The 14,074-nt window shown below is 65.5% G+C and carries 14 protein-coding genes; 8 read left to right on the forward strand and 6 right to left on the reverse strand.

The genetic code is table 11. From position 1 onward, the window contains the following. The first annotated feature begins 196 nt into the window (after window positions 1-196). Together U4Y88_RS28685 and U4Y88_RS28690 are read left to right on the forward strand one after the other, a co-directional pair. A complete protein-coding gene (locus tag U4Y88_RS28685) occupies window positions 197-1,075 on the forward strand; it encodes an AraC family transcriptional regulator (RefSeq protein WP_321787932.1) in 879 nt (292 codons plus the stop codon). Between the two features lie 49 nt (window positions 1,076-1,124). Continuing rightward, window positions 1,125-1,532, forward strand: coding sequence for a DUF2000 domain-containing protein (locus U4Y88_RS28690; RefSeq protein ID WP_224012705.1), 408 nt, complete (start codon window positions 1,125-1,127; stop codon window positions 1,530-1,532). A 22-nt stretch (window positions 1,533-1,554) separates the two neighbouring features. Here the strand turns inward: U4Y88_RS28690 and U4Y88_RS28695 are convergent, their stop codons facing one another. After that, on the reverse strand, window positions 1,555-3,135 hold the full coding sequence (locus U4Y88_RS28695) for a tetratricopeptide repeat protein (RefSeq protein WP_321787934.1): 1,581 nt from the start codon (window positions 3,133-3,135) through the stop codon (window positions 1,555-1,557). 308 nt (window positions 3,136-3,443) lie between these two features. Between U4Y88_RS28695 and U4Y88_RS28700 the strand changes: the two genes are divergently transcribed. The 5 genes from U4Y88_RS28700 (at window position 3,444) to U4Y88_RS28720 (ending at window position 7,842) form a co-directional block, all read left to right on the forward strand. Then, a complete protein-coding gene (locus U4Y88_RS28700; RefSeq protein ID WP_321787936.1) occupies window positions 3,444-4,484 on the forward strand; it encodes a GGDEF domain-containing protein in 1,041 nt (346 codons plus the stop codon). Window positions 4,485-4,995: 511 nt separating this feature from the next. Next, the gene (locus U4Y88_RS28705; RefSeq protein WP_415774516.1) at window positions 4,996-6,111 is read left to right on the forward strand and encodes a SpoIIE family protein phosphatase; all 1,116 of its coding nucleotides are present in this window, start codon (window positions 4,996-4,998) and stop codon (window positions 6,109-6,111) included. A gap of 14 nt (window positions 6,112-6,125) precedes the next feature. Then, window positions 6,126-6,689, forward strand: coding sequence for a SiaB family protein kinase (locus U4Y88_RS28710; protein WP_224012701.1), 564 nt, complete (start codon window positions 6,126-6,128; stop codon window positions 6,687-6,689). 17 nt (window positions 6,690-6,706) lie between these two features. Further along, complete coding sequence (locus U4Y88_RS28715) at window positions 6,707-7,093, forward strand: DUF1987 domain-containing protein (RefSeq protein ID WP_321787940.1); 387 nt, start codon at window positions 6,707-6,709, stop codon at window positions 7,091-7,093. An 11-nt stretch (window positions 7,094-7,104) separates the two neighbouring features. Next, entirely contained in the window at window positions 7,105-7,842 is a 738-nt protein-coding gene (locus U4Y88_RS28720) for a GGDEF domain-containing protein (RefSeq protein WP_321787942.1), read from the forward strand. A gap of 23 nt (window positions 7,843-7,865) precedes the next feature. Here U4Y88_RS28720 and U4Y88_RS28725 read toward each other — a convergent pair whose 3' ends face one another. Next, on the reverse strand, window positions 7,866-8,354 hold the full coding sequence (locus U4Y88_RS28725; protein ID WP_224012698.1) for a hypothetical protein: 489 nt from the start codon (window positions 8,352-8,354) through the stop codon (window positions 7,866-7,868). 252 nt (window positions 8,355-8,606) lie between these two features. Further along, window positions 8,607-9,266, reverse strand: coding sequence for a TetR/AcrR family transcriptional regulator (locus U4Y88_RS28730; RefSeq protein WP_224012697.1), 660 nt, complete (start codon window positions 9,264-9,266; stop codon window positions 8,607-8,609). Window positions 9,267-9,462: 196 nt separating this feature from the next. Between U4Y88_RS28730 and U4Y88_RS28735 the strand changes: the two genes are divergently transcribed. Next, complete coding sequence (locus U4Y88_RS28735) at window positions 9,463-10,755, forward strand: NAD(P)/FAD-dependent oxidoreductase (protein ID WP_321787944.1); 1,293 nt, start codon at window positions 9,463-9,465, stop codon at window positions 10,753-10,755. Between the two features lie 193 nt (window positions 10,756-10,948). Here the strand turns inward: U4Y88_RS28735 and U4Y88_RS28740 are convergent, their stop codons facing one another. The 3 genes from U4Y88_RS28740 to U4Y88_RS28750 all read right to left on the reverse strand — a co-directional run bounded on the left by U4Y88_RS28740 (window position 10,949) and on the right by U4Y88_RS28750 (window position 13,974). Continuing rightward, window positions 10,949-11,914, reverse strand: a complete 966-nt coding sequence (locus U4Y88_RS28740) for a LysR family transcriptional regulator (RefSeq protein WP_224012695.1) — start codon at window positions 11,912-11,914, stop codon at window positions 10,949-10,951. A 349-nt stretch (window positions 11,915-12,263) separates the two neighbouring features. Continuing rightward, complete coding sequence (locus U4Y88_RS28745) at window positions 12,264-12,428, reverse strand: hypothetical protein (protein WP_224012694.1); 165 nt, start codon at window positions 12,426-12,428, stop codon at window positions 12,264-12,266. 145 nt (window positions 12,429-12,573) lie between these two features. Then, a complete protein-coding gene (locus tag U4Y88_RS28750; RefSeq protein WP_224012693.1) occupies window positions 12,574-13,974 on the reverse strand; it encodes an MFS transporter in 1,401 nt (466 codons plus the stop codon). Between the last annotated feature and the right edge of the window lie 100 nt (window positions 13,975-14,074).

The raw sequence follows: 14,074 nt of genomic DNA on the forward strand, positions 1-14,074 counted from the left end.
TTCGCTTCGGTTGAACGTGAACGTTCTCAGTGAGCAAATGCGATACCTTGACGGACCGGGCCGCCGCGCGCGGAGTTCCCTCCTCATGCCGCGCTGAAAGCGATCTGTAACACGAAAGCGCGCCTGAAGCGCCGCGCGCGGCTGACGTACACTGGTCGCCTCATCCCGCGGCCAACACGAGGAGCAACGCCCGATCATGAAGGACGCGACCGCGAACGCGAGCAGCAACGCGCCGGCTCGCGGCCCCGGCAACTGGCTCGTCGCGCGCCGCGACGCGGAGACGGGCATCGAAGGCCTGCGCGCGCATTTCAGCGGCCACGCCTACGATCCGCACGATCACGACGACATGTTGATCGGCTACACCGAGCAGGGCGTGCAGCGTTTCCAGTGCCATCGCGCGCTGCACACGAGCGTGCCGGGCCGCGCGATCCTGATCGAGCCGGGCGCGCTGCACGACGGCCACGCGCCCGAGACCGAAGGCTTCACCTACGCGATGCTCTATCTGCCGCAGGCGTGGGTCGCGCACGCAGCGCAGCGTCTCGATCTGCCGGGGCTCGGCAGCGTGGAAGCGGCGTTTGGCCAGACGCTCGTCGATGACCGCGCGCTCGTCGAATCGATCCGCCACGCCTTTCTCGCGATCTACGGCGAAGAAGGCCGCCTCGCGCGCGATCAGTCGCTCGACCGCCTGCTGATGCTGCTGGGCGGCCAGCTGCGCGAGACACTGACTTCAGCCGACAGCCTCGCGGCGCCGCCCGCGATCGCGCGCGTGCGCGACGCGCTGCACGCGCACATGGACGGCAACCTCGGCCTCGACGACCTCGCGCAGATCGCGGGCGTCGACCGCTTCCGGCTCACGCGGCTGTTTCAGCGCGCGTTCGGCACCTCGCCGCACGCGTATCTGGTGCGCTTGCGGCTGCGCGCCGCGCGCCGTCTGCTGGCGGCGGGGCGCACACCCGCGCAGGTCGCGGCGGAAGTCGGTTTCGCCGATCAGAGCCATCTCGGGCGCTGGTTCCGCCGCGCCTACCGCATGACGCCCGCCGCCTACCGGCACATGTGCACAAACGTTCCAGACTGAAGCGCGCGAGTCGCCGATCATGGGCGGCTTGTTCATTCTGGATGCAATCATGTTCGATACGAAAGTCGCCCTGATCGTGCGCGACGATCTCGCCGTCTGGCAAAAGCTCAATGTGGTCGCGTTTCTCGCGACCGGCGTGGCCGCCGCTGCGCCCGACGCGCTGGGCGAGCCCTACGAGGACGCCGCCGGGCGTCAGTACGGCCGCATGCTCGGCCAGCCGATGATGGTGTTCGCCGCCGATCTGCCGGGCCTGCAGGCCGCGCATCGCCAGGCGATCTCGCGCGAGGTGCGGATCGTGCCTTATGTTCACGCGATGTTTTCGACGGGCCACGACGCCGCGAATCGCGAGGTGTTTCGCGCCGAGGATGCGGAGAATCTGAATCTCGTCGGCATCGCGTTGCACGGGCCGAAGAAGGCGGTGGACAAGGCCGTGAAGGGCCTCAAGCTGCACGCGTGAGCGTGGGCTGCTTCACGTGATGTCAGGCGCGCGGCCAGGCGTCGAGCGCGGCGCGCAACTCGCTGACCACGTTCGACCAGTCGTCGCGGCGCGCCTGGCGGAACAGACGCGCGTTCGCGTACCACGGCGTATCGCTGCGCCCGAGTTGCCAGCGCCAGTCCGGCATGAACGGTAGCGCCACCCACACCGGTTTGCCGAGCGCGCCCGCGAGATGCGCGACGGCGGTATCGACGCTGATCACGAGATCGAGCCGCGCGACGAACGCGGCGGTGTCGGCGAAGTTCGTGAGCCGCGCCGACACATCGCGCAGCACGCCGCGTTGTTCGAGTTGCGCGAGCGCGTCGCGGTCGCCTTCGCGGATATCCGGTTGCAGCGCGAAAAGACGTGCGTCGGCGTTAAAGAGCGGTAGAAGCTGTTCGAGCGTCATCGAACGATTGCGGTCGTTCAGATGCGTGCGGCTGCCCGACCAGACGATGCCGATACGCGGCGTGTTATCGCTGTTTCCATCGCCGGCCGCGAGCACATCGTCCCATTGCGCGGCGCGCGTGGCGTCCGCGTCCAGATACGGCGTGGCCACGGCGAGATCGGCGGCGCGCAGCTTCAGCACGAACGGCAAGCTCAACAGCGGAACGTGATAATCGAATGGCGGCACCGCGTCCTGTTCGCCGATCACCTCGGCCGCGCCGCGATAGCCGCGCAGCAGCGGCAATAGCGCGTCCTGCACGCGCAGCACAACACGCGCGCCCGCCGCGCTCAGGCGATCGACGAAACGCACGAATTGCAGCGTGTCGCCGTAACCTTGTTCGTGATGCACGAACAGCGTCTTGCCCGCGATCGGCTGCGCGCCGCTCCAGAGCGTCTGCGCCGGAAAGCCGTGATCCTGGCTGCCGTCGCGCCAGCGCCATTCGTACTCGCGCCAGCCGTGTTCGAATTCGCCGCGCAGCAGATTGGTCTGCGCGCGATTCGTGCGCGCGCCCGCATCGTTCGGATCGATGCTGAGCGCCTTCTTGAACTGCTGCATCGCTTCGTCGAAACGGCCCAGATCGCGCAGCGCGACGCCGAGGTTCACATGCGCGAGCACGAAGCGCGGATTGAGCGCGATGGCGTGCCGGTACGCGTCGAGTTCTTCTTCATAGCGCGTCATCGTGCCGAGCAGCGTGCCGCGGTTGTAGTGCGCTTCGGGCGAACGCGGCTGCAACTTGCAGAGCTGCTCCATCGTGGCCAGCGCGCGCTGCGGCTGCTCCAGACGGATCAGCGCCATCGCCACGCCGAGCACCGATTCCGCGTGATGCGGCGAGCGCTCGAGCGCGCGTTCGTAGAGCGCGAGCGCGTCGGCGTGACGTTGCGCGAGCTGGCAGACCTGCGCGGCGAAATGCAGTTGCTCCGTCGACATCGCCATATTCGCCGACGCACGCACGAGATAGTCGGCCGCGCGCGCGTGATCGCCCTGACGCGCGGCGAGATAGCCGAGGCCTTCGAGCGCTTCACCGTGATCGGGCGCCTGGTTCAGCACGTCTTGCAGGAGGCGCACGGCTTCGTCGACTTGCCCGGCGGCGGCGTGGTGTTGCGCGGCGTCGAGCGCGTGTTCGAGATCACGATTCATGGCGAGGCGGGAGAAAGACAGCGAGCGGCAAACGTCGGGCAAACGTCGGGAAAACGGCAGGAAAACGTCGGGCGGACCCGGCGCAGCGGCCCGAAAGCGGCTCATTGTAAGGGATCGGCTGCGCCGCCGCATGACGCGAAAAACGCGGCGTAACGAGAATCGCGCGAGCGAATCGCTCAAGCTATGGCGTAACTTGCCGTAATAAGAAATATTTGGCTTTTCCTGCGTGCATTGTGACCGACTCCGCGCCCCCCGCCACAAGCGATCTGGCTACGCTGATCGAAACCGTGCAGCGCAACGAACGTGCGTTGCGAAGTTTTCAAACCGTCGAACTGCAACTGATCGGCGCACGAGACTGGACCACCTTTCTCGACGGCGTGCTCGTGCGGCTGCGGACGGTGTTCGCGCTCGCGTCGGTGCGTCTGTGGATCGACGAACGCGAGCCGCTGCTGCGCGAATTGCTGGAGATCGACGCGCCGCACGAAGCGGCTCAATCGTGCCTGAAAACCGGCGCTGACAACGGCGCGGCGCTCGCGCGTCTGTGCGGCGCGCAGGCCGCGTTCGCGCGTTGCTGGCTAGGCCCGGCGAGCGAACTCGACGCCGCGATTCGCGACACCTTCATCGACGCGCGCGTGCATGAGGGCAGCGCGATCGTGCTGCCGCTGCGCGCACACGATGTCGTGCTCGGCTATCTGTGCCTCGCGAGCGGCGATCCGCTTCGCTACGAGGCCAGCATGGCGACCGATCTGCTCGAACGCTTCGCGAACGTGGCGGCGCTGAGTCTCGACAACGTCGCGCACCGCGAGCATCTGCGCCTGATCGGCATCACCGACCGTCTGACCGGTCTGTCGAACCGGCACTATTTCGACGAGCGCCTGCATCACGACGTGCATCGCGCGGCGCATCACGCCGAGCCGATCTCGTGCCTGTTCATCGACATCGACCACTTCAAGCAGATCAACGACGTGCACGGCCACACCGTGGGCGATCACGCGCTCGCGGCGATCGGTGCGGCGCTTCGCCAGCACGTGCGTGTCGGCGACACGATTTCGCGCTACGGCGGCGAGGAGTTCGTCGCGCTGCTGCAATGCGATATTCCCGATGCGCTGACGGTGGCCGAACGCATTCGCCGCGCGGTGCGATCGATCGTCGTTCAGAGCGAAGACGGCGCACGCATCGAACTGAGTGTGTCGATTGGCGTTTCCGCGCTGAGTGCCGATGCCGCCGAAACCCGCGCGGACGACGCGGGCAGCGCCGCGCAAATCTTGCTCGACGCCGCCGACCGCGCGATGTACCAGGCCAAGCTCGAAGGCCGCAATCGCGTGTCGATGCTGGAAATGAGTTGTTAATGCGTCGATAAAAAGCATCGATAAAGAATTCAGATGCCGCGTTGGCATTTTTAAAATAGATCGCGCTGCGAAGCGTCATTGCCAATCGGCGCGATTTATTCAATTTCCAGAAATAATCCAGTCAGGCTGCGCCATGCCGGATTGACGCGCATCGCGTAGCAGCCAGACGAGCCTCACCGCATCTCAGCCCTGCGAAAAAGGCTCCGCGTACGCGATGCAGTCAAAATTACCCGCTTCGGTCAACGAAAAAACGCGCAAACGTTAGCGTGCATTCCGTCGAATGCAAACGCGGAATCATTGCGTCGATTGGAGCTATTTCTCAGACGAATGTAACGAAACTGACATAAAGAGTCATTAGCGTGCTGGTTTTCCTTATTCAGCGAAAAGGATAGCCATGCATCCCGCGCTTGCGCAGTTTCGTCGTCCGGGACTTTCAGCAGGTCCGCGTAGCGCCGGGGAATTGGCACAGGACGTACCGGCCATCGACGCTTCGGATTCGAATTCTCTTGTGATGGAGATTTTCTATTCGAGGCGCGACATGGCCAGTCTCGCGGTGATCGAAAACGATCGTCCCATCGGCCTGATCAATCGCGATATTTTCCTGTCGCAAATGAGCAAGCCGTTTCATCGCGAGCTATACGATAAAAAAAGCTGCATCGCGTTCATGGACAAAGAGCCCTTGATCGTCGAGGCGGAGATGAGCATCGAGGCGCTCACGTTCAAGACCGTCGAAGTCGGCGAGAAGGCGCTCGTGGACGGGTTCATCGTTACGCGCGAAGGCCGCTTCCTGGGCGTGGGCAACGGCCTGCGCCTGTTGAGCATCGTCGCGGAAATGCAGGCGGAGAAGAATCGCCAGATCATGCAGAGCATCGAGTATGCAAGCGTGATCCAGCAAGCCATGCTGCGCGCCTCGCGCGACACGCTTTCCAGCACGCTGCCCGACGCGGCGCTGGTCTGGGAACCGCGCGACGTGGTGGGCGGCGACTTCTATCACTTCGCTGCGTTCGCCGACGGCTGGTTCGGCGCGGTGGCCGACTGCACGGGCCACGGCGTGCCGGGCGCGTTCATGACCTTGCTCGCGTCGGCGTCGCTGTCGCAGGCGCTGGAGCAACTGGGCCCGCGCGATCCGTCGGCGCTGCTGGCGGCGGTCAATCGCAACGTGAAGGCGCTGCTCGGGCAGATCAACGGCGTGGGCGATGCGCCGCAATCGAACGACGGCCTCGACGCCGCGTTCTTCTGGTACGACGCCAGCCGCGCGCAATTGCAGTTTGCGGGCGCGCGCGTGGCGCTGCATGTTTTGCGGCCGGACGCCGAGGCGTTCGAAAGCATCGCGGGCGACCGCATGGGCGTGGGCTATGTCGACAGCCTCGCCGATTACGCGTGGGGACTGCATACGGTGGACGTGCCGCGCGGCAGTCTGCTGTTCGTCTCGACCGACGGCCTGACCGATCAGATCGGCGGCCCGCGCAAGATCGCGTTCGGCAAACGCCGCACGCTCGAACTGATTCTCGCGGAGCGCGCGAATGCGCCCGCCGCGATGTCGGCGCAACTGCTCGAAGCGCTCGGCAAATGGCAAGGCGCGCAGGCGCGCCGCGACGACGTCACACTTTTCTTTGCACGTGTTTAAGGCAATCCACGAATATGTCTGGAATTCTGGATCAGAACCATTGTTTCTTTGAAGTTGCGCGGCAGCGCAATCTGATTTTTTATCACAAAGGCTATTTCTCCCACAGCATCGTGGCCGCCATGAGCGAGGTCGTGAAGCTGCAACTGGAAGTGGCCGGACTGAGCGGGCCGACGCGCCGCAAGATCTTCTCGTCGTTCATCGAACTCTCGCAGAACATCGTGCATTACTCGTCCGATGCGCTCGCCGAAAACTGGCAGCAGGGCGGCGCCGTGCGCGAAGGCGCGATGTGCATTTCCGCAGAAGGCGAGCGCCATCTGATGGTGTGCATGAATCCGATCGCGACCGTTGCCGTCGACGATCTGCGCGAGAAGCTGGAGCCGCTGCGCTCGATGTCGATCGAGGAAATCAAGCAGGCCTACAAGATGTCGCTGCGAGCCGACACACCGACTGAGAGCAAGGGGGCGGGGCTGGGTTTCCTGACGATGGCGCGCGATGCGAGCGCGCCGCTCGAATTCGCGTTCTATCCGCGCGAGGACGACCCGGAAACCACGCTGTTTTGCCTCAAGACCATCATCTGACCAGGGCCGGTTACAGAATGGAAAACCTCTTTATCGCCGCTACGGCGACTTCGCCGGAAATCGATTTCCGCTTCGATCAGCAATGGCTTTCGCTTCGTGGCGAGTCGTATCCCGAGAATGCCGCCGCGTTTTACGCGCCGGTCATCGAGCAGCTCAACGCGTGGCTCGATGCGAGCGCGGACGCCGCCATCACGGTCGACGTCACGCTCACGTATTTCAACAGCTCCAGCACGAAGATGCTGTTCAGCGTGTTCGATGCGCTCGACCGCGCCGCGTCGGCGGGCAATCAGGTTCAGGTGAACTGGTATCGCGACGAGGAAGACGAGACGATCCTCGAATTCGGCGAGGAGTTGCAGACCGACTTCACGGCGATCAAGTTCAACGATTGTCCGGTTGCGACTTGAGGGCCGCGGGCGTGGACACCACCTATCGCCGCGACGCTTCGCACGGCCTGGCCCCGGACCTGTTCCGCAACGAGAGCGAGGCGCTCGAACGCGCGCGCGCGATCGGCGCGGACCCGCATGCGGACGCGCAGGCATACCACCAGGCGCTCGACGAACTGATCCGCCACTACGAGCGCCTGATGCGCGAGACGCGCCGCCTGATCGGGCGCAGCGACCGCGCCGAGCGCGAGATGCAGGCGCTCACGCAGCAGCTGCACTATCGCGCGACGCACGACGCGCTCACGGGCGTGTTCAATCGCAGCGCGGTGATCGAGCGCACCGTCAAGGCGCTGCGCGTCGATCGCGCGGTGATGATCCTGCTCGACATCGACGACTTCAAGAAGGTCAACGACGACTTCGGCCATCCGGCGGGCGACGCGGTGATTCTCGGCATCGTCAACTGCCTGCGCGGCATCATGGGCGAGCACGGCATCATCGGCCGCGTGGGCGGCGAGGAGTTCACGGTGGTGCTGCCGGGCTTCGAGATCGCCGATGCGCTCGAACTGGCCGAGCGCATGCGCGCGGCGATCGCGGCGCACGCGTTCCCGGAGCCGGTGAGCCGCAATATCACCGCGAGTTTCGGCGTGAGCGACAACGCGGCGGGCACCGATTTCGACACGGCCTACGGTCTCGCCGATGCCGCGCTCTATGCGGCGAAGCGCGGCGGCCGCGACCGCGTGTCGTTCGACGGGCCGCTGGCTTCGGCGTAACGTGGTCGTTGCGCGGCGCTGCGCTAGAACCCGTGGCGCACGGTCAGCGTCGCGCCGGTATCGTGCGAGCGCAGCACGGCGATGCGCGCCGTGCCGGAGAACACCCAGTCGTTGACGATCAGCGAGAGGCGGCGCTGCGGCTGCGCGCCGAGCGTGAGCGTGGAGTTGGGTATCTGGATGATCGAGAGTTGCGGCGCCGTGGACGGCCCCATGTGCAGATACGCCCGCGCGGGTTGCCCTGGCGCGTTCGCTGGCGTTGCGCCCGCTGCTGCGGCGGCATCGGCGAAGTGGTACTCGTGCTCGATCTGTGCGCTATAGAAGTTATCGAATTGCGTATCGGGCGGCGCGCCTTGCGCCTTCTGATACGCCATCTCGTATCGATAAATGTAGCGCTGCGGTTCGGGAATCGAGGAACCGACTTCCATGGGCATGGTGGGCGCGATGTTCGCCAGCGTCATCGCCACGGGCGCATCGGTCTCGATGCCGTCCGCGAGTGCATATCCGCTCAGCATAAAAATGATTGCGCCGACAATCCTTTCGTTCAGGCACGTCATGACATGCCTCCAATGAAGGAATTGAAACGTCACACGACCTGAGATGCGCCTGGGGTAAATACCGGGCGGACTGCGTGCGCCGCGTCGCGCGAGCGATGCAAGCGCGAAGGACACCCAAGCATTGTAGTCAGTCTGGAGCGACTCGCTAGCTGAATGTGTGCGTTGGACATCGCACACATGTCGATGCGCGTCTGTGCGTATCGCGCGCGCCTACGACAGCAGCGCGAGCGCCGTCTCCAGCACGCTGCGTTTGAATTTCTTCGGATGATTGGGCAGCGTCGAGAACGCGGCCAGCAGATGCCCGTAGCTCACCGTTTTGCTGATGCCGTTCATCAGCACGAAGAACAGCATCTCGGCGTCCTGCACCTTGAGCACGCCCGCCTGGGCGGCTTCGGCGAGCAGCGGCACGAAGACGTCGTGGAACGGGCGCACGAGACGCTCGACCAGACGGTCGAGACGCGCGCCTTCCTCGGTCGCGGCCGTGGCGAAGAACAGGCCGATGTCGGGCTGATCGAACACCTTGTCGATATAGATTTCCAGCGCGCGGTCCACGCGCGCCTTCGGGCCGAGGTCCGAGTCGCGCAACGCCGCCGTGGCCGCGATCATGGGCGCGGCGTGTTCGGCGATCTGCTCGACCACGGCCGTCCACAGGGCTTCTTTCGAGCCGAAGTGATGCGCGAGCAGCGCCGGGTCGACGCCCGATTCTCGCGCGATCTCGCGCACGCTGGTGGCCTCGTAGCCGCGCGTGCCGAAGGTTTTGCGCGCGTTGCGCAGCAGGACGTCGGGGCCGACCGAGGCGTCCTGCGCCGGCCGCCCGCGGCCGCGCTTCATCGGCGTGGGCGTCTGCGATGCGGTGGCCTTCTCTTTCATGCGGATCTGCATTCCATGATTTTCGATGGACGTGAGTGTACCCGAGCGCGGCGGCGTCGCCGCGAGAGCCCATGACGGGCGCGTTGCCGCGGGCTTCGGGTCTGCGTTCTGGTTGGCTTGTGCGTCCGCGTCTGTTTGACACACGGCGCGGGGCGGGTTTACCATCGGTCTTTATTCATCACGCGTTGAATTGAAAATGTCGAAACCGGTTCGTATTGTGATCGTGGGCGGCGGCATCGCCGGCATCGTGTTGGCAACGAAGCTCGGCGACACGCTCGCGCGTGCGGGCAAGGCGCAGGTCACGCTGATCGATCGCAGCCCCACGCATATCTGGAAGCCGATGCTGCACACCATCGCCGCCGGTACGCGCGATGTGCAGCAACAGCAGGTCATCTTCCTCGCCCATGCGAGCGAGCACGGTTACGCCTACGAGCCCGGCGAGATGCTCGGCCTCGACCGCGAGCGCCGCCGCGTGCAGCTGGGCGCGATCACCATGCCGGACGGCACGACCGCGCTGGAGCCGCGCGAAGTGGCGTACGACGTGCTGGTGCTCGCGCTCGGCAGCCGCGCGAACGACTTCGGCGTGCCGGGCGTGGCGAAGCACTGTCACTTCATCGACAGCCAGAAGCAGGCCGAGATCTTCAACGAAGCGCTGCGCGCGCGGGCGTTTCGCAGTGTGGCGCGCGACGAGGCGCTGCGCGTGGCGATCGTCGGCGGCGGCGCGACCGGCGTGGAGCTGGCGGCCGAGCTGAGCCGCCTGCTCGAAGTGGCGAGCGCTTACGGCGACGCCTCGGTGCGCGAACGTTTGCAACTCACGTTGCTCGAAAGCGGGCCGCGCATTCTCGGCGCGTTTCCGCCGGCCATTTCGGCGTCGAGCCAGCAGCAACTGGAGATGATCGGCTTCACGGTCAAGACCGGCACGCGCGTGACCGAGGCGTGTCCCGGCGGCTTCGTCCACGATGACGGCGCGCTCGCCCAGGCCGATCTGATGGTGTGGGCGGCGGGCGTGAAGGCGGCGGAATTCCTCAGCGGCATCGGCGGGCTGGAAACCAATCGCGCGAACCAGATCGTGGTCGGCCCGACGCTGCAATCGACCCGCGACGAGCACATCTTCGCGCTCGGCGATTGTTCGAGCCACACGCCCGCCGGCGCCGAACGCGCGCTCGCGCCCACGGCGCAGGTCGCGACGCAGCAGGCGGAATATCTCGCGCGCCATCTGCCGGGCTGGCTGGCGGGCAAAGCGCTGCCCGATTTCGCCTTCCGCGATTTCGGCGCGCTGGTCTCGCTGAGCGACTACGACGCGTTCGGCACGCTCGGGCGCTTCGGCTTTTTCCGTGGCGGCTTCATACGCGGACGCGTGGCGCAACTGAGCCACGCGATGCTCTATCGACGCCATCAGCAGTCCTTGCACGGCTTGCGCAAGGCCACGCTGTTGTGGACCGCCGAGCGGATCAACGGCTGGGTGCAGCCGAAGATCCGGCTCGCGTGAAATCGGTGAGGTCGATGAAGTCCATGCGGCGGCTGTGCGTGAGCGCGCGGCTCACGAAGCGCCACGCGCATCGCGACAGGGCGTGTAGCCGAGCGCATCGGCGCTCGCGCTGATTTGTATCGTAGTGCTATCAATTAAGCGCGAAGGGAAAGCACCTTCAACGCTTCTCGCAGATGACGACGCCTGATTGCCGTTACGTCTCGTACAACACGTCGTGATCGTAGCGCGCGTCCAGCACCTGAAGCTCCTGCTCGTGCTCGGCCACGCGGCGGGGCACGGCGTCGCGCAGAAATTCCACGAGCGTCCTGATCTTCGCATCGAGATATTGGCGCGACGCATAGAGCGCGAACACGTTGAACGGCTTGAGCCGCGCATTGGGCAGCACCTGCACGAGCGAGCCGTCGCGCATGCCTTGCAGCGCCGTGGGGATCGGCAGCATGCCGATGCCCATGCCCGCGCGGATGGCCTCGCCGAGCGCCTCCGCGATATTCACAGTAAGCGGCGCCTGCTGCGTGGGACGGAACGGCTGCGCGCGCTCGCCTTCGAATTCCCATGCGAGCACGGGCAGATCCTGGCGCGTGAGCTGCACGCACGTATGCCGTTCCAGATCGGCGATTTCGAGTGGCGTGCCGCGCCGCGCGAGATACTGCGGCGCGGCGCACAGCACCGAACGCGAGGTGCCGAGCCGCTGCGAAACGAGCGACGAATCCTTGAGCGTCTGCGCGACCACGATGGCGACGTCGAAGCGCTCCTCAAGCAGATCGGGCGTGCGCTGCGCGAGCACGAGATCGACGGAGACGTCTTCGAATTGCTGGGTATAGCGCGCGAGCAGCGGCGTGAGGTAGTGCTGGCCGAAGCTCGCAGTGGCGTGCACGCGCAGACGGCCATTCGGTTGCGCGGCGGCGCCCATGGCTTCGGCGTCGGCGAGCGCGACCTCGTTGAGAATGCGCTCGCAATGCTCCAGATAGCGGCGGCCCGCTTCGGTCAGCGAGATCTGGCGCGTGGTGCGATTGAAGAGGCGCGTTTGCAGGCTCGCCTCCAGTTCCATGATCGCGCGCGACACCGCCGCGGTGCTGAGCGCGGCGCGCGTTGCGGCCTTGGCGAAACCGCCGGCTTCGGCGACGCCAACGAACATCTTCATGCTGCCCAGCTTGTCCATCGGATTCGGTATGGGAGAGTGGCGGGCACCCGCGCCAATATTCAACGTGTGATGAAATAATTTTACTGTGTGAGGCAGGCGTGTGTCAAAGCGCGCGTGGCTTACGAAATGCCTTCGGTGTGGGCGTTTCAGGAGATTCGCGCGGGGCGCGGCGACACAGGAAGAGGAGAAACGCGCGGGACTGCCGGCGATCGTTTGCCGGAGCAAAACGGAATGCGGAACGCGGAATGCAGATGGCGGGAAGGGTCAGGCTTCGAGGCAGGGCGGCGCGCTCGCGTTGCACGGCGCGTCCGCCTGGATCGGGCGCGGCAGGCTGCGAAAGCCTGCGCTCAAGCGGGGATTGCGTGGATCAATAGTGATAGCAAGCCAGCGCGCAATAGATTGCGCTGACCGTGCCCGCGACGCCCAGCCCGACACCGAGACCGATATTGCCAATGGCGGTGGCGCAGCCATTCAGGCCGGCGAGCGCGACGCACATCGTGAGCAGCGCAAGGGTTCGTCGAAATGCGGACATGGTGCGATCCGTTTGTAAGCAATGCGCGGATGGTACCCAGTCCGGGGACATTTCCTTTGTGACAGAAAGCGGGAGTTTGCGAAAGCGCTTACCGTCCCTTACGAACGGAAAGCACTTTCGCGGCGCGACGCAAAAAGCCCTTGAATCAGCGGCTTTCCGGCGCGAAAACGGCCGGTGTATCGCTGCGGTTTTCATCCGCGTTGCTCATATCGCCCGCGATATCCTCCAGCGCGGCGCGGCTCGTTTCCACGCGCAGCGCGAGAATCGCCACGCAGAGCACGGCGAGTATCGCCGTCACCATCGCGATCACGCCCGAGACGCCGAAGCGCTCGTACAGCATCAGCGCGAGCCACGGCGTGGCGATCGACGAGGCGCGTCCGCAGGTGCCCGCCACGCCGGTGCCGCGCAGGCGCATTTCGGTCGGGAACAGTTCGGGAATGTAGCCGAACAGGCCGAGCGTGCAGATGGTGTAGATTGCGCTGACGAGGCAGAAGCCCACGAGCATGATGACGGTCGGGTCGCGCAGCGTCACGTAGAGCCAGCCGAGCGCGACGCTCACGATCGACGAGATCACGATGCCGCGCGCGCGTCCGACCCGGTCGGCGATGAAATAGCCGATCAGGCCGCCGACCGGCGAGCCGATCGACATCACGAACACGAAGCCGAGCGACTTCACGATCGACAAACCTTGCGCGACGAAAAACGTCGGCAGCCACGCGATAAAGCCATACAGCCCCACGTTCACGCCGATGGCCGTGAGCGCCGCCACCAGCATGCGGCCGCGCATGCCCTTGGCGAACAGCGCGCTGAGCGGCACGCTGCCCTTGTGCAGATCGACGGCGCGTTGCACGGGCGGCAGCTCGCCCACTTGCGCGCGCACTTCCTGTTCGATTTCGGCGAGCGTGGCTTCGGCTTCCTCGAAGCGGCCGACCGATTCGAGCCAGCGCGGCGACTCCGGCATGCGATGGCGCAGGAACCAGACGACCAGCGCGCCCACGCCCGCGAGCGCGAACATATAGCGCCAGCCGAGATGCGGAATCACCCAGTAGCCCGCCGCGAGCGCGGCAAACAACCCGCTATTGGTGATGACCGCGAGCAGCGAGACCCACTTGCCGCGCGTGGCGGGCGGCACGAATTCCGCGAGCGTGCCCGCGGCCACCACGAGTTCCGCGCCGAGCCCGAGGCCCATGATGAAGCGCAGCACGATCAGCCACTCGATGTTGGGCGCGAAGCACGCGGCAATCGAGGCGAGCCCGAACACCGCGAGATTGACCTGATACGAATAGCGCCGCCCGAGCCGGTCGCCGAGCCAGCCCGCGATGAATGCGCCGACCATCATGCCCATGAACGTCGACGAGACGAACAGCGCGCCGTGACGCATGTCGGTGAAGCCGTCCTTGACCATCGACGCCATCGCGCCGTTGGCGAGATAGATGTCGAAGGCGTCGAGGAACGCGCCGCCCGCGATGAGGCCGAGTATCTTCCAGTGAAAGCGTGAAACGGGTAGCCGGTCGAGGCGTCCGGCGGCATTGACCGCGTGGTGCATGTGATGTCTCCGATTGTGATGCGGCCCCCGGGCCGAAGGGCCACGGGGGCTTGCTGCCATGCGCCGCTTATTGCTGCGGCGTTCAATGGTTGGCGCGGGT

The organism is Paraburkholderia sp. J94 (genome assembly GCF_905220285.1).
Taxonomy (GTDB): Bacteria; Pseudomonadota; Gammaproteobacteria; order Burkholderiales; family Burkholderiaceae; genus Paraburkholderia; species Paraburkholderia tropica_A.

Bases quoted from the DNA above. Each gene is read 5' to 3' on its own strand.
- U4Y88_RS28685 (WP_321787932.1), top strand. From the start codon at position 197: ATGAAGGACGCGACCGCGAACGCGAGCAGCAACGCGCCGGCTCGCGGC.
- U4Y88_RS28690 (WP_224012705.1), top strand. From the start codon at position 1,125: ATGTTCGATACGAAAGTCGCCCTGATCGTGCGCGACGATCTCGCCGTC.
- U4Y88_RS28695 (WP_321787934.1), bottom strand. From the start codon at position 3,135: ATGAATCGTGATCTCGAACACGCGCTCGACGCCGCGCAACACCACGCC.
- U4Y88_RS28705 (WP_415774516.1), top strand. From the start codon at position 4,996: ATGGAGATTTTCTATTCGAGGCGCGACATGGCCAGTCTCGCGGTGATC.
- U4Y88_RS28710 (WP_224012701.1), top strand. From the start codon at position 6,126: ATGTCTGGAATTCTGGATCAGAACCATTGTTTCTTTGAAGTTGCGCGG.
- U4Y88_RS28715 (WP_321787940.1), top strand. From the start codon at position 6,707: ATGGAAAACCTCTTTATCGCCGCTACGGCGACTTCGCCGGAAATCGAT.
- U4Y88_RS28725 (WP_224012698.1), bottom strand. From the start codon at position 8,354: ATGCTGAGCGGATATGCACTCGCGGACGGCATCGAGACCGATGCGCCC.
- U4Y88_RS28730 (WP_224012697.1), bottom strand. From the start codon at position 9,266: ATGAAAGAGAAGGCCACCGCATCGCAGACGCCCACGCCGATGAAGCGC.
- U4Y88_RS28735 (WP_321787944.1), top strand. From the start codon at position 9,463: ATGTCGAAACCGGTTCGTATTGTGATCGTGGGCGGCGGCATCGCCGGC.
- U4Y88_RS28740 (WP_224012695.1), bottom strand. From the start codon at position 11,914: ATGGACAAGCTGGGCAGCATGAAGATGTTCGTTGGCGTCGCCGAAGCC.
- U4Y88_RS28745 (WP_224012694.1), bottom strand. From the start codon at position 12,428: ATGTCCGCATTTCGACGAACCCTTGCGCTGCTCACGATGTGCGTCGCG.
- U4Y88_RS28750 (WP_224012693.1), bottom strand. From the start codon at position 13,974: ATGCACCACGCGGTCAATGCCGCCGGACGCCTCGACCGGCTACCCGTT.